The sequence below is a fragment of the Occallatibacter sp. FHG110214_02 genome (assembly GCF_059115385.1).
In genome coordinates this window covers 61,323-84,075 of sequence record NZ_JBZYWK010000012.1, presented here as the reverse complement: position 1 = coordinate 84,075, position 22,753 = coordinate 61,323, and the positions used below count along the sequence as shown (strand labels likewise).

The 22,753-nt window shown below is 57.4% G+C and carries 12 protein-coding genes; 3 read left to right on the top strand and 9 right to left on the bottom strand.

Annotation, left to right across the window (positions count from 1 at the left end; genetic code table 11):
* Window positions 1-517 precede the first annotated feature (517 nt).
* From AC5S3R_RS12525 to AC5S3R_RS12500, 6 genes are all read right to left on the bottom strand, one after another.
* A complete protein-coding gene (locus AC5S3R_RS12525) occupies window positions 518-1,087 on the bottom strand; it encodes a hypothetical protein (protein ID WP_494267378.1) in 570 nt (189 codons plus the stop codon).
* A 200-nt stretch (window positions 1,088-1,287) separates the two neighbouring features.
* Complete coding sequence (locus AC5S3R_RS12520; RefSeq protein WP_494267377.1) at window positions 1,288-2,565, bottom strand: cupin domain-containing protein; 1,278 nt, start codon at window positions 2,563-2,565, stop codon at window positions 1,288-1,290.
* 184 nt (window positions 2,566-2,749) lie between these two features.
* Window positions 2,750-3,652, bottom strand: coding sequence for a LysR family transcriptional regulator (locus tag AC5S3R_RS12515; RefSeq protein ID WP_494267376.1), 903 nt, complete (start codon window positions 3,650-3,652; stop codon window positions 2,750-2,752).
* Between the two features lie 114 nt (window positions 3,653-3,766).
* A complete protein-coding gene (locus AC5S3R_RS12510; RefSeq protein WP_494267375.1) occupies window positions 3,767-5,545 on the bottom strand; it encodes a M20/M25/M40 family metallo-hydrolase in 1,779 nt (592 codons plus the stop codon).
* A gap of 435 nt (window positions 5,546-5,980) precedes the next feature.
* Entirely contained in the window at window positions 5,981-6,616 is a 636-nt protein-coding gene (locus AC5S3R_RS12505) for a hypothetical protein (RefSeq protein ID WP_494267374.1), read from the bottom strand.
* A gap of 395 nt (window positions 6,617-7,011) precedes the next feature.
* Entirely contained in the window at window positions 7,012-10,278 is a 3,267-nt protein-coding gene (locus AC5S3R_RS12500; protein WP_494267373.1) for an alpha-mannosidase, read from the bottom strand.
* A 647-nt stretch (window positions 10,279-10,925) separates the two neighbouring features.
* Here AC5S3R_RS12500 and AC5S3R_RS12495 point away from each other — a divergent pair.
* Window positions 10,926-15,617, top strand: coding sequence for a 2-oxoacid:acceptor oxidoreductase family protein (locus tag AC5S3R_RS12495; protein WP_494267372.1), 4,692 nt, complete (start codon window positions 10,926-10,928; stop codon window positions 15,615-15,617).
* 87 nt (window positions 15,618-15,704) lie between these two features.
* Here AC5S3R_RS12495 and AC5S3R_RS12490 read toward each other — a convergent pair whose 3' ends face one another.
* The gene (locus AC5S3R_RS12490; protein WP_494267371.1) at window positions 15,705-16,193 is read right to left on the bottom strand and encodes a hypothetical protein; all 489 of its coding nucleotides are present in this window, start codon (window positions 16,191-16,193) and stop codon (window positions 15,705-15,707) included.
* Between the two features lie 22 nt (window positions 16,194-16,215).
* A complete protein-coding gene (locus AC5S3R_RS12485) occupies window positions 16,216-16,635 on the bottom strand; it encodes a Rap1a/Tai family immunity protein (RefSeq protein WP_494267370.1) in 420 nt (139 codons plus the stop codon).
* A gap of 275 nt (window positions 16,636-16,910) precedes the next feature.
* On the opposite strand from AC5S3R_RS12485, the gene AC5S3R_RS12480 reads away from it, so the two are divergent.
* Together AC5S3R_RS12480 and AC5S3R_RS12475 are read left to right on the top strand one after the other, a co-directional pair.
* Entirely contained in the window at window positions 16,911-17,342 is a 432-nt protein-coding gene (locus tag AC5S3R_RS12480; RefSeq protein WP_494267369.1) for a hypothetical protein, read from the top strand.
* Window positions 17,343-17,439: 97 nt separating this feature from the next.
* Window positions 17,440-19,896 (top strand): endonuclease MutS2, encoded by a 2,457-nt coding sequence (locus AC5S3R_RS12475; RefSeq protein ID WP_494267368.1) that lies wholly within the window; start codon window positions 17,440-17,442, stop codon window positions 19,894-19,896.
* A 48-nt stretch (window positions 19,897-19,944) separates the two neighbouring features.
* Here AC5S3R_RS12475 and clpB read toward each other — a convergent pair whose 3' ends face one another.
* A complete protein-coding gene (gene clpB / locus AC5S3R_RS12470; RefSeq protein ID WP_494267367.1) occupies window positions 19,945-22,572 on the bottom strand; it encodes an ATP-dependent chaperone ClpB in 2,628 nt (875 codons plus the stop codon).
* Window positions 22,573-22,753: the final 181 nt, after the last annotated feature.

The following is a 22,753-nucleotide window of genomic DNA, read 5'->3' as shown; positions in this document are numbered from 1 at the left end:
GTGGATTCAGGCAGGGAACCAACTGGTGCCCATGCGGAAAACCGGGCTTGTCGCCAGGCCGGACGAACGGGAAGGAAGCTGAGAATGCCCATGCAACTTCTCCGTGGTAATGAAGAATTGCAGGACACGACGAGTCGTGTGCCTGCGGTTAGTCGATCTCCCAAACTCCGCAAGGCTTCGCCAAAAGACTCCTGCAGAATTTGTTGTTCTTGTGGTGCCAGTTGCTGCCGACAAATGAAGACTAATTTGGTCGTATATTTACGGGAAGCCAGAATCAGCGAATGACGGATTTTGCGGGCTGAAAGGTCATAGATTTACGGTGACTGGAATTTGCAGAGAGCTGGGAGGGGCCTAGAGCCAGCGCGTGCCTATTGGGAGTTGAGCAATTCCGGGAATGCTGGCAAGAGTTGGCCAAGCTGCTGAATATCAAGCTATGCGCTTGGGATGATATGGGACGGAAGTTTAAGTCTGCTCGTTCCGGTCATTATTAGAAGGAACACCGTAGAAGATTGCTTCCTTATTTCCGCGGTGCAGCCAGATCGGGAACCATGATGTTGGCTTTATTGAAGGCCGTCGCCAGCGGAATAGTCGATAGAATCACCACTCCCAGGTCTTCAAGGCTCTCGCGTATGTAGACCTGGGCATCTCCCATCCATCGCGCAAGGTCTTCCGCCGAACTCTTTCCAATATTTCCGGCGTTCATTAGAGGTACATAGACAGGGAAGACGGCGAGTCCCTCTTCTTTGATGGTTGGCTGAAGTGTTGTGCACCAGTTATTCAGCAACTGTGTTGCCGGCTCGGCATGCAGGGCGTATATCAATCCTGCGCAGCCAGCCATAGTCTCACGCGCGTGCTTAACTCCGGCATAGTCAGTGTCAAGGTGCATGACATGATGTGCCAGCGTCGGAATCGGAGAGCCAAAGTCGCGCTCCAGCAAATCCTCACTGGTCCAGTAGCGCGGAGACGGTGCACCGGGTATCACGCCAAGTCCCAGTTGCGGCCGCCATTGCTGAGCGTACTTGCTGATATTGCGAATGGTGTTGTCCTGATGCAGTTCATCGAGTAATAAAAATGCGGAGCAGTTCAAAGATTGACTGTCGCATAAGATTTGCAGGAATTAGGTTGAGAGCGATGGCTGTACAGACGAGAGCAGCGGGAGCCTGAAAAGAATTGTTGCATTTCAAGCCACACACTTGAAGCGCAAAGTTTGGGCAGTTCTAGTCTGCCCATCCTGACTATAAAAAGAGACGCGGCTATTTGGCAGCGTCTCTTTTTGTAGTGTTTCTATTACCGCGGCAGAATTACATTCTTATCTTGCGGCGCCTGACGAATTACCTGCGTAGACAGCTTCAAATGCGCTTGCGCCATCTTGTCCGGCATCCGCGCAATCCACTGGTTCAGGGACACATCCTGATAGCGGTTCGATTTGAACATCTCCAGAAACACCAGGTCCTCTGTTCCCGTGTTTTCAATGCTGTGTCCCGCCATGCTCGGCACATAGCCTACGTCGTTCGCATTAAAGTCCATGGTGCGCGCTGTCGCATGTGTCGTCACCACGGTCATGCGCCCCTTACCCTTAATCCAGTATTGCCACTCGCTGGTGTTCGGGTGCCAGTGCATCTCGCGCATGGCTCCGGGTTTAATCGTCACCATCGCCGCGGCAATTCCTGTCGAAACTGGAAACACCGTCGAGTCCACAATGCGCACTTCGCCGCCTTCTGTCTTCTTTGTAGGTTTCATCGCCGCCATCTTGAAGGTGTACTTGTTCACGGTTTCAAGGTTTTCACCCAGGAACCGCTTCTCTGCCTCCAGCGAATCAGGCTGTTCTGCAGGGAAGATATACAGTTCCGTCTCCGGTAACTTATCGAACTGCTGCCGATTCCAGCTCATGTTCTCCTGAACTACTTCCGGCGGCGTATGCGCCATAAACTCCGAAAGCAGGAAGGTGTCATCTTCAGAGAACGCGCCTTCATCGAACACCAGCAGAAACTCGCATCCATCCGCGCCTAATCCTTGAATCGAGTGCGGAAAGCCGGCAGGGAAATACCACAGGTCGCCTGCTTCCACGTCGTCCAGAAACATCTTGCCATCCGGCTGCATCACGCTCACGCGAGCCTTGCCCGTCAGCATAATCGCCCACTCGTTTGCCGTGTGCCAGTGCAGTTCGCGGAACGACCCCGAAGTCAGCCGCATGTTCACGCCGGCCAAATCTCGCGAAGTTGGCAGCTCACGCTGCGTCACTTGATGTGTCCATCCACCTGCTTGCACACGCTTTGGAGCCAGGTCAAACGAGTACCAAATGGGCCCCGGGTTTCCATGGTCCGTAAATGGAGGCATGTTGCTGTTCGGATTCAAATCGAGCAGGCCCTTGTTCTCCGGGCCGGGATCGCTCACGCCATTCTTGCGTCCGGTAATCTGCTCCTGCCGGGTTTGTGCCACTGCCTGCGCGCCAAAAAATCCCGCGCCGGCCAGTGCTGCGGCACCAACGAACATGCGCCGTGAAAGAGGCTTCTGTTCCGTCTGCCTCTCTGTTACTTCTGCTTCTGTCACAGTCGTGGAAATCATATCCCTGTCTCCTCATCTTCAAGGTCCTGTGCCTCTCCGGCGCATCGCCATGCAACCGGAGAGACTCGCGAGGCCTATGAATTCTCGCGATACATACGATTAGATAGGGAATGCAGTGATAGTGATAACTGTATTATTGGAACTCAGTAATCCAAAAATTCTATAAATAGGGTTTACAGACAATTTAGCTTTTTCTGGTATTTCCGGGCAGCGTTAACTTTCTCGCTGTTGCAATCAAATGTTCAATCTGCGGCGAGCTGGGACCATCAAGCGTAGCAATACCCACTTCCGATTTCGTCTTCTCCGCGCTGAGCACCTTGATGCGAAAGATTCTCCGGTGGCGTTTTGCCATTCCTTCCGGAAGAATTGCTATGCCGAGTCCTGCAGCTACAAGCGCGAGCGCCGTTTCCATCTCGCCTGTCTCCTGTACAACGGTTGGCTCGAATCCCGCTCTGCGGCAAATGCCGGTCCAGCTCTCATAAAACTCCGGAGCCCATCTGCGTCCATAAGACACAAATGGCTCATGTGCCAGATGCTTCACGGACAACTCTTTCTCGTGTGCCAGTGGGTGATTCTTTGCCACTACGATTGCAAACGGCTCGCGATGCACCAAGTCCACCATCAATCCTGGTTCATGCAGCGGCATACGCACAAAACCCGCGTCAATTGTGCCTGAGCGCAGTGCCTCAACCTGTTGTACCGTCGGCATATTTCTCAGGTAAAGGCTTACGCGCGGATACTGCTTGCGAAAAGCCAGCACCACTGCCGGAACAATCTCTGCCGTTGCCGAAGCCACAAAGCCAATGCGAAGGTGCCCTTCCTCTCCTGAAGCAACTTTCGCAACGCGCCGCTCTGTTTCGCTTACTTGTTCGAGCAGATTTGCGGCATCGGATAGCAATGCTTCGCCTGCCGGCGTTAGCCGCACTGTTCTGCGATTTCGCTCCAGCAGTTTGACGCCAAGGTCTTCTTCCAGCAGCTTGATCTGCGTGCTTAGCGCGGGCTGCGACAGGTGCAGTTGCCGCGCTGCTTTGTTGAAGCTAAGCAGGGTTGCCACCTTCACAAATGACAGCAGATGTTTCAGTTCCAATGCGCTCTTCCTCGCGGAGTTTCTAACAACTCATCCTATCGCTTAGTACAACCCAAATGAAAAAGCCCATCCTTGCGTCGCTATGCAAGGATGGGCTTTCAAGCAACGAAAGCGTTACTGCTGTGCTCCGGGGAACACGCCAAGCGGTTCGCGAGCTTTTTGCTCTTCCGCAGGATTCGGCAGCGGTTTGCGCGGCAGCATCTGGTCGCGCTGGGCCGTGTTGTACAGGAAGATTGCTTCGACTGTCGCAATCTGCTTCAAGTCCGCAGGCTGCAGCCGTTCGTACGTGTCCTGGTTCGAGTGGTGCGTGCGCGTCTCGTAGTCCAGCTCATCCTGAATAAACTGGAAGCCCGGGATTCCCACTGCGTCAAAGCTCAGGTGGTCCGTGCCGCCGGTATTGCGGTTGGTAATTGTTGTTACGCCAAGGTCCTTCAGCGGAGCGATCCACTGCGCAAAGATTGGCGCGATTGCCGCATTGCCCTGTGTGTAGATGCCGCGAATCTTGCCTGAGCCGTTGTCTACGTTGAAGTAGCCCGAAATAAGTTTCTGCTCCGGCTTCAGTTCCAGCGGGCCAACTGCACGGCGCATAAAATCCGGCAAAGCTTTCTGGTCTGGTGCGTCGGAGAGCTTGGCCGAGCCATAATGCTGCACGGCGTATCCGCGTGAGCCAAAGAGGCCCTGCTCTTCGCCTGTCCACAGTGCAATGCGGATTGTGCGGCGCGGCTTTATGCCCAGCGCCTTCAAAATACGCACCGCTTCCATTGCGACAATTGTGCCCGCGCCGTTATCGGTTGCGCCGGTTCCGGCAATCCAGCTATCCAGGTGCCCGCCGATCATGACTACCTGATCTTTCAGCTTTGGATCGGTTCCGGGAATTTCCGCAACGGTGTCATAGCCGTGCTCGTGTTCGCCGGTGAACTTTGTCTCTACGTTGATTTCTACGCTTACTGGGGCCTTTGCTTGCGTCAGGCGATACAAGCGGCCATAGCTCTCAATCGCTGCTACAACCACGGGAATCTTCACACGCTTTTCAGCGATGTACGGCGTGCGGCCAATCGTTGCGCCGTTGTCGTCAAAGAACGTGCCGCCGGAACCGCCGCCATTGGAAGCATCGCGGCTCGGCTCAATTACTGCTGCTACCTTTTCATCGGCAAAGAACTGCGCAATCTTGTCAATCAACCGCGCACGCTCCATGTAGGCCCGCAGCCGTGCCTGCATCTCCGGAGGAACACCGCCGCCGCCATTGCTTACCGGGAACGCTTCCAGCTCTTCCAACTCCTTCTCCGTGTAGCGGCTGAACAGGGCCTTTTCTACCGGAGGAACCTCGCGCATGGCGCCGAAGAGTACAACCTTGCCAGCCAGCTTGCCTTTGTACTTGTCAAAGTCCGCTTCGTTCTGGATGCTGACAAACACTACATCGCCTGTTACCGCGCCCGGTGTGGAAGGCGACCACGGCGTGGCCTGCACCATCAGTACCGCCGTATCCGGCGTTACCATGCGTGCCCAGGTGTTGAGCTGCTGCCAGCCAAGCCCGAACTCGCCCCAGTCCTCAAGGTGCGCGTTTTCGAGGCCAATCTTCGTCAGCGTGTCGCGTGTCCACTCGTTGGCTTTTTTCGCATTTGGCGAGCCCGTGAGACGTGGGCCAATTCCATCCATCAGCGCGGAGCCGAACTCCATGACATGCGAGTGATTCAAGCCCTCTTCGCGAATCCGCTGGTACATGTCGAGGTCAATTTTCTCTACCGCAGGCTGAACCTCGGCATAAGGATCGGTTGCCGCCGGTGCGGCAGGTGCGGCCTTCTGCTTGTCGGCCGCGTAGAGGCTAGACGCGTAGAGACTAACCGCCGCGGACAACACCGCCACGGCAGAAATACGAAAAGGCTTCACTGGCATTACAACTCCAATTCCAAATTGTTTCAGGGGATGTCGTACTTGAGTGGAATTGTACAAAACCTGAGCCTGGGATTGCCCGTGAATTCCTGTGGAGACTCCCGCCAGAAGTATTTTGTTTTGTTGTAATTGCGGCATTCTCCACAGTGTCGCCGTTCTTTCTGTCTCCTAAGTTATTTATTTTCATGTATTTATTCTGTTTTTAGTTGCGCGTCTATGTTTGTGCGTGTGGAAACAGAACGGCCCAACTCCATGTGGAATCGGGCCGTTTTTCTTCTACTGATTCAAGTCCAGCAAATTCGAGATAATTGAGCGCAAATCCCAAGAAGGTTTTTCGCATTTTTTTTCATCGACTTGTGTGGTTTTAGGTGCTGTCAGGAGCTTGACAAGAGTTTTCCACAGGCTGGTAGTAAGCCGTGGCTGCCATGTGGCGGTTTCTTAATCCGTTCCCTTGCTCGAGCCAGACCCCGGCAAATCCAGCGCGACCAACGCAAAGACCGTTTTACCGTTTTCCTTCTTATCCTGCATACCCACAATGTGCTGATGCTTCTTCGACCCGGCCCTCAACTCAATCCCGTCATGCACGGAATAGTGGAAGCCCTTCTTCTTCTGGTCATCTGTGTCCACATTCACATTTACGCCCTTGCCGCTGTCATCTGCGCAGGTTAGTCCTTCCGAGGTGGATGTAGGAGTGCCAATTGGCTGCTTGTTTTTGCAGGTCAGTACGTCGCCATAGCGCGCCATCGCCTTCTTGTAGAACTCCGCAACCTTGTCTTGCTCATCCTGCGTGGAGTAGGTCACCGCACGCACGCGCAGTTGCCACTCGCCAAAGCCCATATGCACATCGGCGGATTTGTGCTCGTCATCCGTTACCAGTTGCGCGCCGGGATACAACGGCAGCCCCAGATCCGCAGCCGTCGTCTGGTTCGTATTTACATGGATGCCGCCAAACGGCGTATCCACCTGGACCTTCTTATCTTCGCCATTCGCGCCCTTGTCCACATTTACGCGGCAGCCGGCCAAAGACGCTGCCACCAGAAGCCCCAGACCCATTCGAGAAAGATTACGCAACATAGCCCCCAACTCCTAACCTTGACTCTCAATATCCCCAGATACGCGCATCCGCACCCAGCGGTTCCATATCATGATGGTTGCCTGCAGTGTACCTTCCGCGGAAAATCCTGACTACTGTTTCCGCACAAACAAAAGCCGCCGCGAAGTTCTTCGCAGCGGCTCAGTAATCCTTCCGTCTCATCTTGGGCTTAGTGCGAGCCGTGTTCTTCGTGCCCATCTTCCTTGCTGCTGGTCGAGAACAGAATTGACGCGATAAATACCACCGCAATCAGCGGCACCACAAAAAACGGCGAAGTAATATCCATGCGACCAAGCTCCTTCGGCAACCAGAGTAACAGAATAAGGTCACGGGGCGCAGAGTCTTTCCAGTCCCTACGTCCCTAGTCCCTATGTCCCTAGTTTTTGTAATCCACGCGAATGGTGAGAATCTCATACGGCTTAATCGGCGCCTTCACCACGTCGCCTGAAACCGTAAGCGGAGCGCCTTCCGGCGTTTCCTGCAGATTCGTAACTGTCGCGCCCGTAGCTCCCGCCGGTACATGGAACTCTACCGTGGCAGCCTTGCCTGCCCATTCATACACGCGGAAGATAAGTCCGTTGGCGTCTTCTGCTTTCTTCACCGCTGTCAGCACCACGTTCTCCGGCGTGACAGAAGCGAATGAATGCGAAGCAGGCAACGAGCCCGTGTGAGCCGTTGTCACAACTGCCGATAGCGAATAGTCATACTCCCATCCGCGGCGAACGGTCTGCGCGTCCTTCCACGGTCCCGCATGCGGATAGAGAGCATAGTGGAAGTGCTGACGTCCCATATCGGCATCGGGGTCAGGCCACTTTGCCGAGCGCAGCAGCGTAATGCGAAGCTGGTTGCCCACTGCGTCATAGCCGTACTTGTCCTTGTTCAGCAAGCTCAAGCCATGTTTTCCATTGCCAAGGTCAGCCCAGCGCATTGCAGGTACTTCAAACTGCGCCTTCTCCCACGAGTTGTTCCGCGTGGTTGCGCGGTCAATCGAGCCATACGGAATTTCGTACGTTGCAAAATCGCTGCTTGCGGCAACAGGGAAGGATGCCTTCAGCAGCACGTGCGCCTCATGCCAGTCGATGTCGTTCTCCACATCGACAATGTCTGAGCCAGCCGGAATGCTGAACGTCTGCACAAACTTCGATTTGCCCCATGTGTACGTGACCTTGATGGCCGGCGCGCCATTGGCGAGCTTTGTCTCCTCTACGGAGTCAGCCTTTGCAATCGTCTGCGGAGCTGCATCAAAGGTGCCGGGGTCCACGTTCCACGCATCGTAGTCCTTCGGTGTGTCCTTGAAGAACTGCAACTGGTTGCCGCAAGCGCCCGAGGCAATCGTCTCGAACTTGTCTGCGGAAGCCAGGCTCGTTACGCAGCCCGTGGTCTTGTCGATTGAAACGCTCACATACTCGTTCGCAAGTGTAAGTGCGCTGCCCGCGGTCAGGTGAGTCGAATTCACTTCCTTCGCGCCAACATGCACCACTTTGTAGCCGAGCGCCGGAACGCGGTCTACATGCAGCGAGATGTCCTTGCCATCTACATGCGCCTGCACATCGCCGGAACGTTCCCAGCCCAGCGGGTTGTACACAACCACCGGCGTACCCGCGCCCTGCGTGTTGATCTTCTCGTCTACAAGCGCAGTCGATTTGTCTGCAATCTCATTCGTCGAAAGCCGCACATAGTCGTAGTCTCTCTGCGCGTCTTTGTAGATGATGCCGATGCCAGAGCCAGCCGCAAGGTCGTGGAACTGGTTGAAGAGAACCTTCTTCCAGTCTTCCGTCAACTCGCCGCCGGGATAAGCGCGGCCATCCAGCCATGCGAGGGAAGCCCATTTCTCAGCGTTGAGCACTTCTTCTTCGCTGTCGCGCATGTTGCGCTTGTGAGCGGCCTGCGTGGTGAAGACGCCGCGGTGATACTCAAGGTAAAGCTCACTGTTCCAAGTGGGAATCGAGATTTTTCCATCGACAGGCGTGGGGAATTTATATCCCTTTGCAATCGACTGGTAATCCCACGTCGGGCTCTCTGGCGCAAGCTTCTGCTCCACGTCCTTGAAGAAGGGAAGCGCCAGGCCGAACGGCATCTGCGGAACTACCTTTGCCGGCACGGAAGGCTGCGACCAGTGTGTGCCCTGATCGAGAATGGCGCGCGTCGGACCGCCGCCGTGGTCGCCCACGCCGTACAAGTCCATCATGTTCGTGATTCCCGGAGCGCGCTCGCGTGCCTGCTTCAGATCCGTAGCCAAACGCACCGGGCTCAGGTCGCCGTTTGCGTAGTCATGCGGGAAATAGGCCAGCACCTTCGAGCCATCCGGCGACTCCCACCAGAAGAGCTTGAGCGGCAACTGGTTCGTGTCGTTCCACGTCATCTTCTGCGTGACGAAGTAATCGACGCCGGACTTCTTGTAGATTTGCGGCAACTGCCACGTGTATCCGAACGAGTCGGGGTTCCAGCCAATCTTCACATCGATGCCGTAGTTCTGCTTGTACCAGCGCTTGCCGACGAGAAGCTGACGGACGAGCGATTCGCCGTCGGGCATGTTCAGGTCAGGCTCTACCCACATGCCGCCGACCACCTCCCAGCGCCCTTCTGCAATGCGCTGCTTAATCTGGTCGTTCATGTCGGGATACTTCTCAGCCATCCACTCGTTGTAGGCAGCAGCAGACTGCGTATAGGTGTACTGCGGGTACTCGTACATCAACTGCAGCGCGGTGCCGAAGGTGCGCTTTACCGCGTCCACCGTCTCGGTCCACGGCCATAGCCACGCGGCGTCAATGTGCGAGTTGCCCGTCAGATGCAGCGAAGCCGTCTGCATCAGCGGCAGCAGCGCTTCCAGCTTTTCGTGCGAAGCCTTCAGGCTCGCGTCAAACTTGCTTTGGTCCTTCGCATCCAGCGCCTTGATATCGACCGCCTGAATGGAATCATTCAGCGTCGTCATCTTCGCTGCGTCATTCGGCGCAAGCGACGGAACCAGCAGCGCGCCTACTAGGAACTCCTCGCGGATATCTTCAGGATTCGGTCTGCCCTCGGCATAGTCAATGCCCAGCTCCGCGCCCTGGATGTTCTTCTCGTCCACCGTGTGCAGCAGCTTGATGGCGACCACTACCTTGTCGCCCGGCTTCGCCTTATCGAAGAGCACAACCGGCTCAAGGTCGTCACCCAGCGCCACGCGCCGTCCGTTGAAGTAGAGAATCTCCGGCATTGGCCCGTTGGCCCACGCATGGAACTGGAACCAGATTCGCGCGCCCGTCAGGTCGTAGCCGTTCAGCGTCTCCGGCACCGTGTAGGTCTGCCGGAACCACACGGCATCCTTCGGCGCTTTCGTGCTGCGCTCGCCTTCTTTGCGGACGACCGGTGTCCATCCGCTCTCGTCCAGGTCCACGGCCTCGCCATGCGCCACATCGCCGGCGTGCGTCTTCCATGTGCCGTCCGGCAGCGAGCGCAGCGACGTCAACCGCACAATTACGTTCTTCGACGCCTCTGGCAGGTTGCCCGCAACGCGGTTCACTTCGGCAGCCACCCGCGCCTGCTCAACCGCCGTCTGCCCGTGGGATACGGCGGAAAAATGAAACAGCGTAGCTTCCGCAATAAGACCAGCAAAAAGAAGGCGCAGCCATCCTTGGCGTGCGGCCTTTGGTAACAAATACATGGGAGTTCCTTTCCCCGACATAGTAAGGTTTTAGCCCCGGCCTTGTCTTCACCCTTTTCGCATAGAGAAAACCGCCAATTCACAGGTATGGTATCGATTCCACAAATTCGGAAGTTTTTAACCGGAATCGGAACTTTCGCGCTTGCAAATCACGAGTGCCCCAGGCCGGTATTTTGGCCTTGGGCTACCTGTACCACCCGTTCTTCCCCTCTCCGTTTTTCCTCGAATTCGCATGCCATCCTTCGCTCTTAAAATTGCGCTGGATAAATTCAATCAATTTCCCATATAGTAGGACGCTGTCTCACGCCTGCAGGTGCATACTGTCATTTAGCCTGCAATGCGGGAAACGCACGCCTCATCCTGTTTCCCGTCTTGCGCAACGGCAACTAGACTGTGGCATGGTAGAAATCCGGCCCTCCGGGCATGGCCCCAGCCGAACCAGCCAGCCGGTCCCAATAAAGGTGCGGAACGTCACTGCACCTTGCACATCCGGGGCCGCACATTGAAGAGTTTGAGCCGCCGGAACCTGCAATCTCCGGCGCGGATATAGAAGCACCGCAACCATTTTCAAGCGCAAGCTGAACGCGCAATCTTATGCAGCAACCCTCCCAGGCACTGCCGGGAGGAAGAGAACCAGGGGGAACCCAATGAAAGCTCGCTATCCCGGAATTCGCGTCACCGCTAACGGCAACCAGCTCGTCTCGTATCATACGGAGACCCGCATCGCCGACGCAGGTGTCTTTTACCCCATCACGCCTTCAACAGAAGGCGGCGAGCTCTTCCAGCAGGCTTACGCAGAAGGCCATCTGAACGTCTTTGGCGGCAGCACCATCGCCATTGAGACAGAAGGCGAACACGCCGCGCAGGGTGGAGCCATTGCGCACTCCGTTACCGGCAAGCGCGTGGTCAACTTCACCTCCGGCCAGGGCGTAGTCTACGGCGTCGAGCAGTATTACCACGCTCCCGGCAAGGGCAGCACTATGGTGCTGGAAGTTGGCGCGCGCGCGCTGACCAAGCATGCGCTTAACGTGCATTGCGGCCACGACGATATCTACGGCGCACTCGACACCGGCTGGATTATGCTCTTCGGTAAAGACGCTCAGCAGGCCGCCGACCAGGCGCTCATCCTCCGCCGCGTGACGGAGCTCAGCCTGACGCCGGGCATGAACATCATGGATGGCTTCCTGACGAGCCACCTTGAGCGCACCTTCTACAAGCACGAGTCAGACCTGATTCGCGAGTATCTTGGCCGCCCCGACGACATTATTGATAGCCCGACGGAAGCCCAGCGCGTCCTCTTTGGACCCACGCGCCGCCGCGTTCCCAAGATGGTGGACCTGACGAACCCTGTGCTGCTCGGCCCTGTGCAGAACCAGGAACACTACATGCAGGGCGTCGTTGCCCGCCGCAACAATTTCGCCGAGCCGATTCTCCACTTCCTCGAAGCCGCCTACAAGGACTTCGGCGACCTCACCGGCCGCTATTACGGCCTCGTGACGAAATACAAGACCGAGGACGCCGATACCGTCTTCATCTCGCTGGGTTCGGCAGCCGAAAACATCGAAGCGGCAGTGGATTACCTCCGCCAGACACGCAATGCCAGCGTAGGCTCCGTTCACCTCAACGTAATCCGCCCCTTCCCCGAGGCGGCAGTCGTGGAAGCCATTCGCGGCAAAAAGAACGTCATCATCCTTGAGCGCACCGACGAAGCCCTCGCTGGCGACAACCCTATGGGCCGCGACATCCGCACCGCGCTCTCCAAGGCCGTGCAGGGCACCGAAGGCCTTCCTCACATCTCCCTAGCCGAAGTCCCGCACATCATCGGCGGCAGCTACGGCCTCGGCTCCCGCGACTTCCGCCCCGAGCACATCCTCGGCGCGTATGAGTTCGCCACCGCCGGCCTCGCCCGCAAAGACGGCAAAACCGCAGCCGACGGCGCCAACTTCATCGTCCTCGGCATTGACCATCCCTACTCGGTCATCGGCGCGGAAACCCCCTCGCTCCTCCCCGAAGGCGCAGTCGCCGTTCGCTTCCACTCCATCGGCGGCTGGGGCGCCATCACCACCGGCAAAAACCTCGGAGCCATCCTCGGCGATCTCAACGACCTCATCTTCGAGCGCGACGGCGAGCGCGACGAGCTCGGCAATCCCAAGGAAGTCATCCACGTCAGCGCCAACCCCAAATACGGCTCGGAAAAGAAAGGCGCGCCCACCAGCTACTTCATGGTCGCCGCCAAGGACCGCATCCGCGTCAACTGCGACCTCCGCCACGTAACCACGGTTCTCTGCTGCGACCCCAAGGCCTTCACGCACACCAACCCGCTCGACGGCATTCAGCCCGGCGGTTCTCTGGTGTGGGAATCCGACGCCAACGGCGAGCGCGCATGGGAAAACCTCCCCATCTGGGCCCGCAAGCAGATCATCGACAATAAGATCCGCGTCTTCACCCTGCCGGGCTTTGACATCGCCCGCAAGGCTACCGATCGCGGCGACCTCCAGCTCCGCATGCAGGGCAACGCCTTCCTCGGAGCCTTCTTCGCCTGCAGCACTCTCCTCCAGGAGTTCGGCATCACCCAGGAGCAGTTCCGCGACGTCGTCCACAAGCAGTACGTCAAAAAGTTCGGCAAATTCGGCGACGCCGTCGTGCAGTCCAACATGGAAGTCATGATTCAGGGCTTCGAGCGCGTCCAGGAAATCAAGGTAGGCGAGCTCGCAGCCAAGGATCACAGCTCGCTCCGCGGCCAGGCCCTTCTGCCCATCCTCGAAAGCGTGCCCGTTGGCGGAGAAGCCGAAGCCACCTGCAGCATCGGCTGCCGTGCCACCCCTGCACCCGCAGGCCAGGCCGCCCGCACGCCCATCACCTCCATCGAAGCCTTCGACGCGGAGTTCCGCTCCAGCTTCGGCTATGACCAGCCCGCCACGCCGCTCTCGGCCATGGGTGTCATCGCCGCAGCCACCGGCGACACGGCCAGCAAGTACGTAGCCCGCCGCGAAACCCCGCTCTATATCCCCGAAAACTGCACCCAGTGCATGGAGTGCATCTCGGTCTGCCCGGATACAGCCCTCCCCAACACTTCGCAGGACCTGAGCACTCTGCTCTCAACCGCGGTCACGCGCTACGTCACCAACACCGAAGACCGCCGCTCCCTCATCGCAGCCCTCCCCGAAATCGAAAAGCAGACCCGCACCCGCATGCTTGCCGAAATCAAGCAGGGAACTCCGCTGCCCGCCATCATTAAGGAAGTCACGGAGTCCCTCAACGGCTTCAGCGCCGAATCGAAGACGCAGTTCTTTGACATCCTCGCGAAGGTGCCCATGGCCTACCAGAAGGTCAACGCCATCTTCTCCTCGCCCGAGCGCAAGTCGCCCGGCTCCGGCGGCATCTTCTCCATCTTCGTCTCGGACCTCTGCAAAGGCTGCGCCGCCTGCGTCACCGCCTGCGGCGATCACGAAGCCCTAAAAATGGTTGCCGAAACCGAGGAAATCAATGCCGAGCACGAAACCGGCACGCACTTCCTCAACCTCCTGCCGGACACCTCGCAAAAGTACCTCGGCCTCTTCAACGCCGCCAACCCGGCTGACTCCAAGACCGCAACCCTGCGCAACATGCTCATGGTGCGCACCAACTACGATGCGCTGGTATCCGGTGACGGCGCCTGCGCCGGCTGCGGTGAAAAGTCCGTCCTCCGCTCCATCGCGGCGGTGACGGAAGCCTACATGCGGCCCGTCTACCACGCGAAAGCGGACCGCTTCATCTCCAAGGCCGGCCAGCTTGAAAAGGAAGGCCCCGCGCAGCTAGCAGCACTCAAGTCTTCTGATCCGGCAGCCTACGCCCAGCTCAAACAGGGCGTAGCGCACCTCATCCTCGGCCTCGGCGGAGAAGACAATAAGGACACCGTCAAGCGCATCGCCGCCTACGAAAAGGAGCACGGCGAAATCACGGACGCGCAGATCGTCGAAGCGTTGGCAGCGGTCTTGCTCACGGAAGCCTTCAACCACAAGAGCCTGCAGCCCATCGATGGCCGCCTCGCCAACGGCATGTCCGTCATGGCCATGGCCGCGCATACCGGCTGCAACACGGTCTATGGCTCGACGACGCCGAACAACCCGCACCCCTACCCGTGGATGAACTCGCTCTTCCAGGACGGCGTCACCGTCGGCTGGCTCATGGGCGAAAGCTTCATCGTCGACCACGCCCGCCGCAGCGTCCTGCCCGAGCGTCTCACCGACATCATCCTCGCCGGCAAGGGCATCGACGCCGAAACCTACTACCACTTCACGCACTTCACCGACGCGCTGATGACCGATGACGAAATCCACGAGCTGCCCAAGGTCTGGGTCGTCGGCGGCGACGGCGGCATGGGCGATATCGGCTACCAGAACATGTCGAAGGTCATCCTGCAGAACCGCCCCAACGTGAAGGCGCTCATGCTCGATACGCAGGTCTACTCCAACACCGGTGGCCAGAACTCCGATTCCACCCCCATGCTCGGCGGCAACGACATGAACGTCTTCGGCGCAGCCACGCAGGGCAAGAACACGGAGAAGAAGACCGTAGCGGAAACCTTCCTCGCCGGTCACGGCTCGCCCTTCGTCGCGCAGGTCTCCATGGCCAACGCGCCCAAGCTCTACCGGGCCATCCTCGACGGCTTGGAATACCGCGGCACCATGTTCCTGCAGGCCTTCACCACCTGCCAGCCCGAGCACGGCGTCCCTGATGACATGGCTCTCCACCAGGCCCAGCGCGTCCGCGACTCCCGTGGCGTGCCCGAGTTCGTCTTCGACCCCCGCAAGGGCGAAAGCTACCAGGAAGCCCTCGACATCACCGGCAACCCGACGAAGGACCTCGACTGGTACGAAGTCAAGGACAACAAAACCGGCGAAACTCGCCGCTACACGGTAGCCCACTGGTGCACCACGGAAGCCCGCTTCCGCAACCACCTGAAGAAGGTCAAGCCCGAGCAGCTAGACAAGCTGGTGTCTTTGGACAACATGCTAGTCCGCATCACCCAGCAGGACGTGGTCTACCGCCGCTACCTCGACCCCACGCACCGCGCCTTCATCCCCGACTTCGGCGTCTACATCGAAGTAGTGGACACCGATAGCGGCAAGAAAACCTACTACTCGCTCAGCCGCCAGCTAGTAATGTTCTGCGTAGAGCGCCGCAAGGCATGGCGCATGCTGCAGTCCAAAGCCGGCATCAAAAACCGCGAGTACGAAGCCCAGAAAGCCATCCTGGCCGAAGTAGACGCAGGCAAGATCAGCAAGGAAGAGTTCTTCGCCCACGCCTACGAAATGGTCCAGGAGAAGCTAGGCAACCTCGTTCCCGCCAAGGCGTAAACAAAATTCAATCCCAACCACAAATGGCGGGCCATTCGGCCCGCCATTTCATTTAAACGTAATTTGTGCCAATGACGCGCTGCTGTGTCAATCTCTCCAGAACATCAATCGTTGCCATGCAGTTTTTGGCACAGCACGATTAGCAGCCGCAACAATCTTATCCCTAATCGCGTCGAACTCTTGGTGAAGTTTCTTTCTGGAATTTGGAGCCTTCGAACCGATGGCTTCGGCCCACCGTGTAACCAGCTCTTCTAGGTCTAAATCATCATTAATGAAAATGCGGTCACGGAAAATCTTCAATGAGTAGTTCTGCGCGTCGTGGAATCTTTTGCGCCCGTCTTTGTCGTTATGAATTTCTTCAAATGTTGAAGAAATAGTCACAATGTATGCATCAGACAGCGCCGATAGCAGTTCTCGGTATTCCTGTTTCTTGTTGTCCAAAATCCATTTCTCACGTTCGCGTGATTGAGTAAGCAAGTGTGTTCCAAATGCGCCGAGAAAGCCAGCCAAAATCGGGCTCCACCAAAGCGCAGTTGCCCTAATCGCATCCCAGGGGGCGAACGTGTTCTGAGTCATGCCAACCAAATTTATCTCCAGGTCATTTCTGGTCGGACTTGCTGCAGGGATAATTAGCTTCTAAAGTTCGTACAAGTCCCTCAGCTTTAATGGCGTCTAGTAACTTAGGATGCTTCTCCATATACAGCACGTAGAGGCGAATGATAACCCCCAAAGATACACTTTCGTCTAGGCAGAAAAGGTGGCGGTCTGCTATGGATTGCAAACTAGAGCCGGTAACGAAGCCGTCAATATATGATTCACATCCAGTGATGTCCATAAGTTCTGTTGGCGATAGTGATGTTTCATTTGAATCCGCGTTACGAATAGCTGCCTTGCAAGCGTGATACAGATGGTTGCCCTTCCCTTGGTCTGCAATCTGCTTCGCATTTTGTCCGAAAGATTGGATATTACACCCCCCCAAGACAACAAAAGCAGTTATAGCCCACTGTCTGATCTTCATTCCAGCCCCCTAAACAATTTGCGCTTATCGTATCTCATCTTAGGACGGGTGGCGGGTGACCCCAATCTCATCGGGTGTACTCAACCTAACTGAGGTTGCCCCCGGTCCCTTGCATTTGGGGAGCGGGGATAACACTCCCACCAGTTCTCCCTCTAAAATCAAGTCGTGTCATCCTGAGCACAGCCGCTTTTCAGGCGGAGTGAAGGATCTGCGGTTGCTTTTGTTATGCCCGCGCCGCACTTCTGAGGTATATCTATATTTCCCGGGGAGGGCGCATGAAATTCAGCGACCTGGTGACGTTATATTTCGAACGATTCAACGCAGAGCAGACTCTGTGGGGAATTTATATAACGATTGTGCTCGGCACGCTGGCTTTCTTCGGCGCGCTTAAACCCTCCCGAAAGACGAAACAGGTCGCCGTGCTGCTCTCGATAGGCTTCTTTACCTTTGCCGTCGTCAACGCCATGGCGCTGGGATATGTTGTCCATGTCCGGTCCCATATTTATAAGATCGTCCAGGAGTACCAGGCTCACGACTCGGACGAGAATCAGGCAATCATAGAGCAAGTGAAACCAACCGTAACGAAGCTCTACCCAATCTGGGAGCTTCTTTTATTTCATGGCTCCGCGGATGCGATGGTGCTGGTGGCAATCTGGCGGTTGTCGAGGCAGGGCAAGGAGTGCCAGTCTGAGCCGTCGGACTCTTGAGGCGGGTGGTCCACCCATAATCCGGGTGCCCCATTCATGCGCGGCTTTGTCGCGCATGGGTGGGGTGGGAACATAATCTCCCACCTAAAATGGTAGTGTGGCCCTCATAAATCCCATCCCGTCTCCCACACTCAACGCCGACTTCGCCGCCCTCGAATGGCAGCCACTCCTGGCGCTAGTCTCCGGTTACGCCTCCTCATCCGTAGGCCGCGAAAGCATCCTCGCCCTCGTCCCATCGACAAGCGAGCAATGGATCACCACCGAGCACGCCCTCACCGCCGAGCTCCGCCTCATCCTCGACGAGCAAATCAGCATCCCGCTTGGAGGCCTCTTCGACCCCACGCAACTAGCGGCGAAAGCTCAAATCCCCGAAGCCGCCCTCGAACCCGAAGAGTTCCAATCCATCGCTCGCCTCGCCCACGACATCGCCAACTGGCAATCGCTTCTTCAGCAACCGCCAGCCCGCCTAGCCGGCAAACTCCCCGGCCTCACCGAACTATCCGCATCCCTGACCCTCAACCTCAAACCACTAGCCGAATCGATAGAAAGAAAATTCCTCCCCGACGGCACACTGGCCGACGATGCCTCCCCCGAACTCAACCGAATCCGCCGCGAGCAGGAGCGCCAGCAGCGCGCCATCGAAGAATCCCTCCGCGCCGCCCTCCGCAAGCTCTCCGCCGACAACGCCACGCAGGACGATCTCATCACCATCCGCGGCGACCGCTTCGTCATCCCCGTCCGCAGCGAGCTCAAGCGCCGCGTCAGCGGAGTAGTCCACGGCGCCAGCAGCTCCGGCCAAACCGTCTACGTCGAGCCTCTCGAAACCATCGAGCAAAACAACCTCCTCGTCCAACTCCTCGAAGAAGAGCAAGCCGAAATCCACCGCATCTTCGTCGCGCTAACCCGCCAGGTCGGCACCTACGCCCACCCACTCACCGAAGGTGCCCGCGTCCTCGCCAGAATCGACAGCCTCCAAGCCCGCGCCCGCTTCGCCAAAGCCTTCGACTGCATAGCCCCAACCTTCAGCGAGCAAATCCTCTCCCTCGAACAAGCCCGTCACCCACTTCTCGAAAAGCGCCTCCGCGCAACAAGCGGCACCATCATCCCGCTAACACTCGAGCTCACGTCAGAACACCGCCAGCTAATCATCAGCGGCCCCAACACCGGCGGCAAAACCGTAACCCTCAAAACCACCGCGCTTCTCGCGATGATGGCACAGGCCGGCCTTCCCATTCCTGCCGCCAAGGCAAGCTTCCCCATCTTCACCGCTTTCCTCGCCGACATCGGCGACGCGCAATCGATTGAAGCCGCGCTCTCTACCTTCTCCGCGCACATCACCAACCTCTCGCGTCTTGTGCAATTGGCCGATACGCATTCGCTGGTACTGCTTGATGAGCTTGGTTCTGCGACAGACCCGGAAGAGGGCTCTGCGCTCGCTGTAGCCGTGGCGCAGTTCTTCCTCGATGCGAAGTCGTGGTCCATCATCACTACGCACCACACCTCACTCAAGGTTTATGCAGCTAACACTGCAGGCGTTCTCAACGCAGCCGCAGGATTCGACGAGCGTACCCTCGCTCCAACATACCAACTTCGCTTGGGTGTTCCCGGCGCGTCGGCAGGCATTGCTACCGCTGAGCGCCTCGGTCTCGACTCGCGCATCGTAGCCGCGGCCAAGCAACGCCTTGGCACGCAGCAAGTCGACCTGGCCCGTTTCCTCGACAAGCTTCACAACGAGCTGGCGCAACTGGAAGCCGAACGCAAACTCGCTCGCGAAGAGCAGTACGCGTTGAATCAAGAGCGCAAACGCCTCGACCGTGAATCCGACAACGAAATCCGCAAGCGCACTCGCGAACTGGAGCAAAAGCTTGCGTCGTTGCTCAAGGAATTCGAATTCCAGATGCGCGAAAATGTCCGCGCCGTAGAGGACCGCGCCGCGCAGCAAAAGCTATCCAAGGAAGCCGAGCGCCGCATCACCCGCCTCCGCCGCGAGTTTCAGGAGAGCTTCAATCAAACCGTAGTTGCGCATCGCACGGGAGCCGATACTGGGGATGCGAATGCGCAGCCTCATCTGCTTCGCCACATCTCCCCCGGCGACAAAGTGCTGCTCAAATCCATGAACAAGGTTGCTATTGTCCAGCGCGAAGTAGAGAAAGATGTTTTTGAAGTAGCACTAGGCCCCATCAAAATGCGAGTCAAGCGCGATGACCTGGCCGACCCGCAGCCTGCTGCGCAAAAGCAGACTCCGCTAGATGCTGTCCGCAAACAAAAGAACGTAGTAGTCTCCGTAGCCCACGCCAACACCGACGACATGCGCATGGAGATCAACCTCATAGGCCGCACCGTAGACGAAGCCACAGAAGAGTTAGAAAAGTATCTCGATCGAGCCTTTCTCGCGGGCTTGCCAAGAGTGCGAGTCATCCACGGTCACGGCGCAGGCATCCTCCGCCGCGGCGTGCGCGACTTTCTGAAGTCGCATCCTCATGTGGCTACGATTGCAGAAGCTGAGCAGATCGAAGGTGGACAAGGGGCGACGATCGTTGAATTAAGGCAATAAAAAAGCCGGGCAGATATGCCCGGCTTTTAAGTTATTTGGCTTTGACGATTAAGCCATTGCTTCGCGGCCCATCGCTTCAAAGTGCAGTTGATTCGTCTTGCGATCCACGTCAATCTTCACATGCGAGCCGTGCAATACTTCGCCGTCGAGAATCTTAATCGCCAGCGGGTCTTGCACCATGCGCTGTAATGCGCGCTTCAGCGGCCTTGCTCCGTAGGCCGCGTCAGAGCCAGCGGCCAGGATTAGCTGGCGTGCGGGTTCTGTCAGTTCGAAGCTGATCTGGCGGTCTTCGAGAAGCTTCTGCAAGTCCATGAGTCGCAGGTCGAGAATCGCGCTCACCTGCGCATTGCCCAGCGGCTTGTAGATAACAATGTCATCCACGCGATTCAAAAACTCCGGCCTGAAATGTTCGCGAAGCACGCGCATCACACTCTCGCGCGCCATCTCGAAATCATGGTCCGTCTTCAACGTATCGGCCGTCAGCGCAGCCGAGCCAAGATTCGAAGTCATAATCAGCACCGTGTTCTTGAAGTCCACGGTGCGACCCTTGGAGTCTGTCAGACGGCCATCGTCCATTACCTGTAAGAGCACGTTGAAGACATCGGGGTGCGCCTTCTCGATTTCGTCAAGCAGGATGACTGCGTATGGTCTGCGGCGAATCGCTTCGGTCAGTTGGCCGCCTTCGTCGTAGCCAATGTAGCCCGGAGGCGCGCCAATCAAGCGTGCGACGGCATGCTTCTCCATATACTCGCTCATGTCGATGCGCACCATCGCCTGCTCGTCGTCGAAGAGAAATTCGGCGAGAGCCTTGGCAGTTTCGGTTTTGCCTACGCCGGTTGGACCGAGGAAGATGAACGAGCCGATTGGTTTCTTCGGGTCGCTCAAGCCTGCACGCGAACGCCGGATTGCATTTGCAACAACGTTCAACGCGGCATCCTGGCCAACGACACGCTCCTTCAGCCGCTCTTCCATGTGGACGAGCTTCTTTACTTCACCCTCAAGCATGCGGGTAACGGGGATGCCGGTCCACTTGGAGACGATTTTCGCGATGTCTTCTTCGTCTACTTCTTCTTTCAGCATGCGAGCTGTTGATTCGTTCGCCGCGCCATCCTGCAGGGCGTTCAACTCCTTCAGCTCGGTTTCGAGCTTGGGCAGTTCGCCATACTGAATCTGTGCGGCGCGGTCGAGCTGGCCTTTGCGCGTCTGTTCTTCAGCTTCAAAGCGCAGGCTCTCAATCTGTTTCTTCAGATCGCTGATGCGAGTGATCGCATCGCGCTCATTGGTCCACCGCGCACGCAGAGTGGTAATCTTCTCTTTGTTCTCGGCCACTTCCTTCTCAACTTCCGCAAGCCGCTCTATGCTGTTCGCATCTGTCTCGCGCTTCAACGCGGCTGCTTCAATTTCGAGCGAGGTGGTTTCGCGTTCAAGCTGGTCAATCTCCGTGGGAACACTGCCGATCTGGATGGCAAGCGATGCTGCTGCTTCATCGACAAGGTCGATAGCCTTATCGGGAAGGAAGCGGTCGCTGATGTAGCGATGCGACAACGTGGCCGCGGAGACGATCGCGGAGTCCTTGATGCGCACCTTGTGATGCTGCTCGTAGCGCTCCTTCAGGCCGCGCAGAATCGCAATCGTGTCTTCGACATTCGGCTCACCGACATAGACAATCTGGAAGCGGCGTTCGAGTGCGGCGTCCTTCTCGATGTACTTACGGTACTCGTTCAGCGTGGTGGCGCCGATGGCACGCAGCTCACCGCGAGCCAGCGCGGGCTTCAGCATGTTGCTTGCATCAATTGCGCCTTCGGCTGCGCCTGCGCCAACGAGTGTGTGCAGCTCATCGATGAAGAGCACAATCTCTCCATTCGACTCTTCAATCTCTTTGAGAATCGCCTTCAAGCGATCTTCAAACTCGCCGCGATACTTCGCGCCGGCAAGCATGGAGCCGAGATCGAGCGAAATGACGCGCTTGTTCTTCAGAATCTCCGGCACATCCCCGGAAGCAATGCGGCGTGCGAGGCCTTCGACGATGGCTGTCTTGCCGACGCCGGGCTCGCCGATGAGCACGGGGTTGTTCTTGGTGCGGCGGCTTAGCACCTGGATGACGCGGCGGATTTCCTCATCGCGGCCAATGACGGGGTCCAGCTTGCCGCGACGGGCAAGCTCGGTGAGGTCTTTCGCGTATTTTTCGAGAGCCTGAAACTTTGCCTCAGGATTCTGATCGGTCACACGCTGCGAGCCGCGAACCGCGGTCAGTGCCTTCAGGATTGCGTCGTGCGTGGCGCCCGCGGCTGCCAGAGCATCGCGTGCTGCGTCATTCTTCTGCTTGGCTGCCGCCAGCAGAATATGCTCGGTCGAAAGATACTCGTCCTTAAAGGTGTCGGCCTCTTTGAATGCCTGTTCGAGGACCTTATTCAACGCCTGACTCAGCCCCGGCTGCGCCCCGCCAGAAACGCGCGGAAGCTTCTCGACGATGCCGCGCAGTTCGCTTTCAAGGCGCTCAATCGGTGCGCCAATCTTTTCGAGAACAGCAGGAATTACGCCTTCGCGGTCCTCTACCAGGGCCAGCAGCAAATGCGCCGGCACAATCTCCGGATTGCCAAGCTCTGCGGCGCGCCCCTGCGCCTCCTGCATTGCCTGCTGCGACTTTACCGTCAACTTATCCCAACGAATCGCCATGAAAGACAGCTCCTCAAAAACAGCCTTTAGCTGCTAGCTATTAGCTTTTAGCTCAGATCGCCAAGCTGCGGCCATAGCTCTCACACAGAATTTTGGATGCTATTCACGCATCCTGCAACTACCAACAAAAATGCGCCGAGGGTGAAGCAATTTCGCATTCACTCCCGGCGCCTCGCACTAC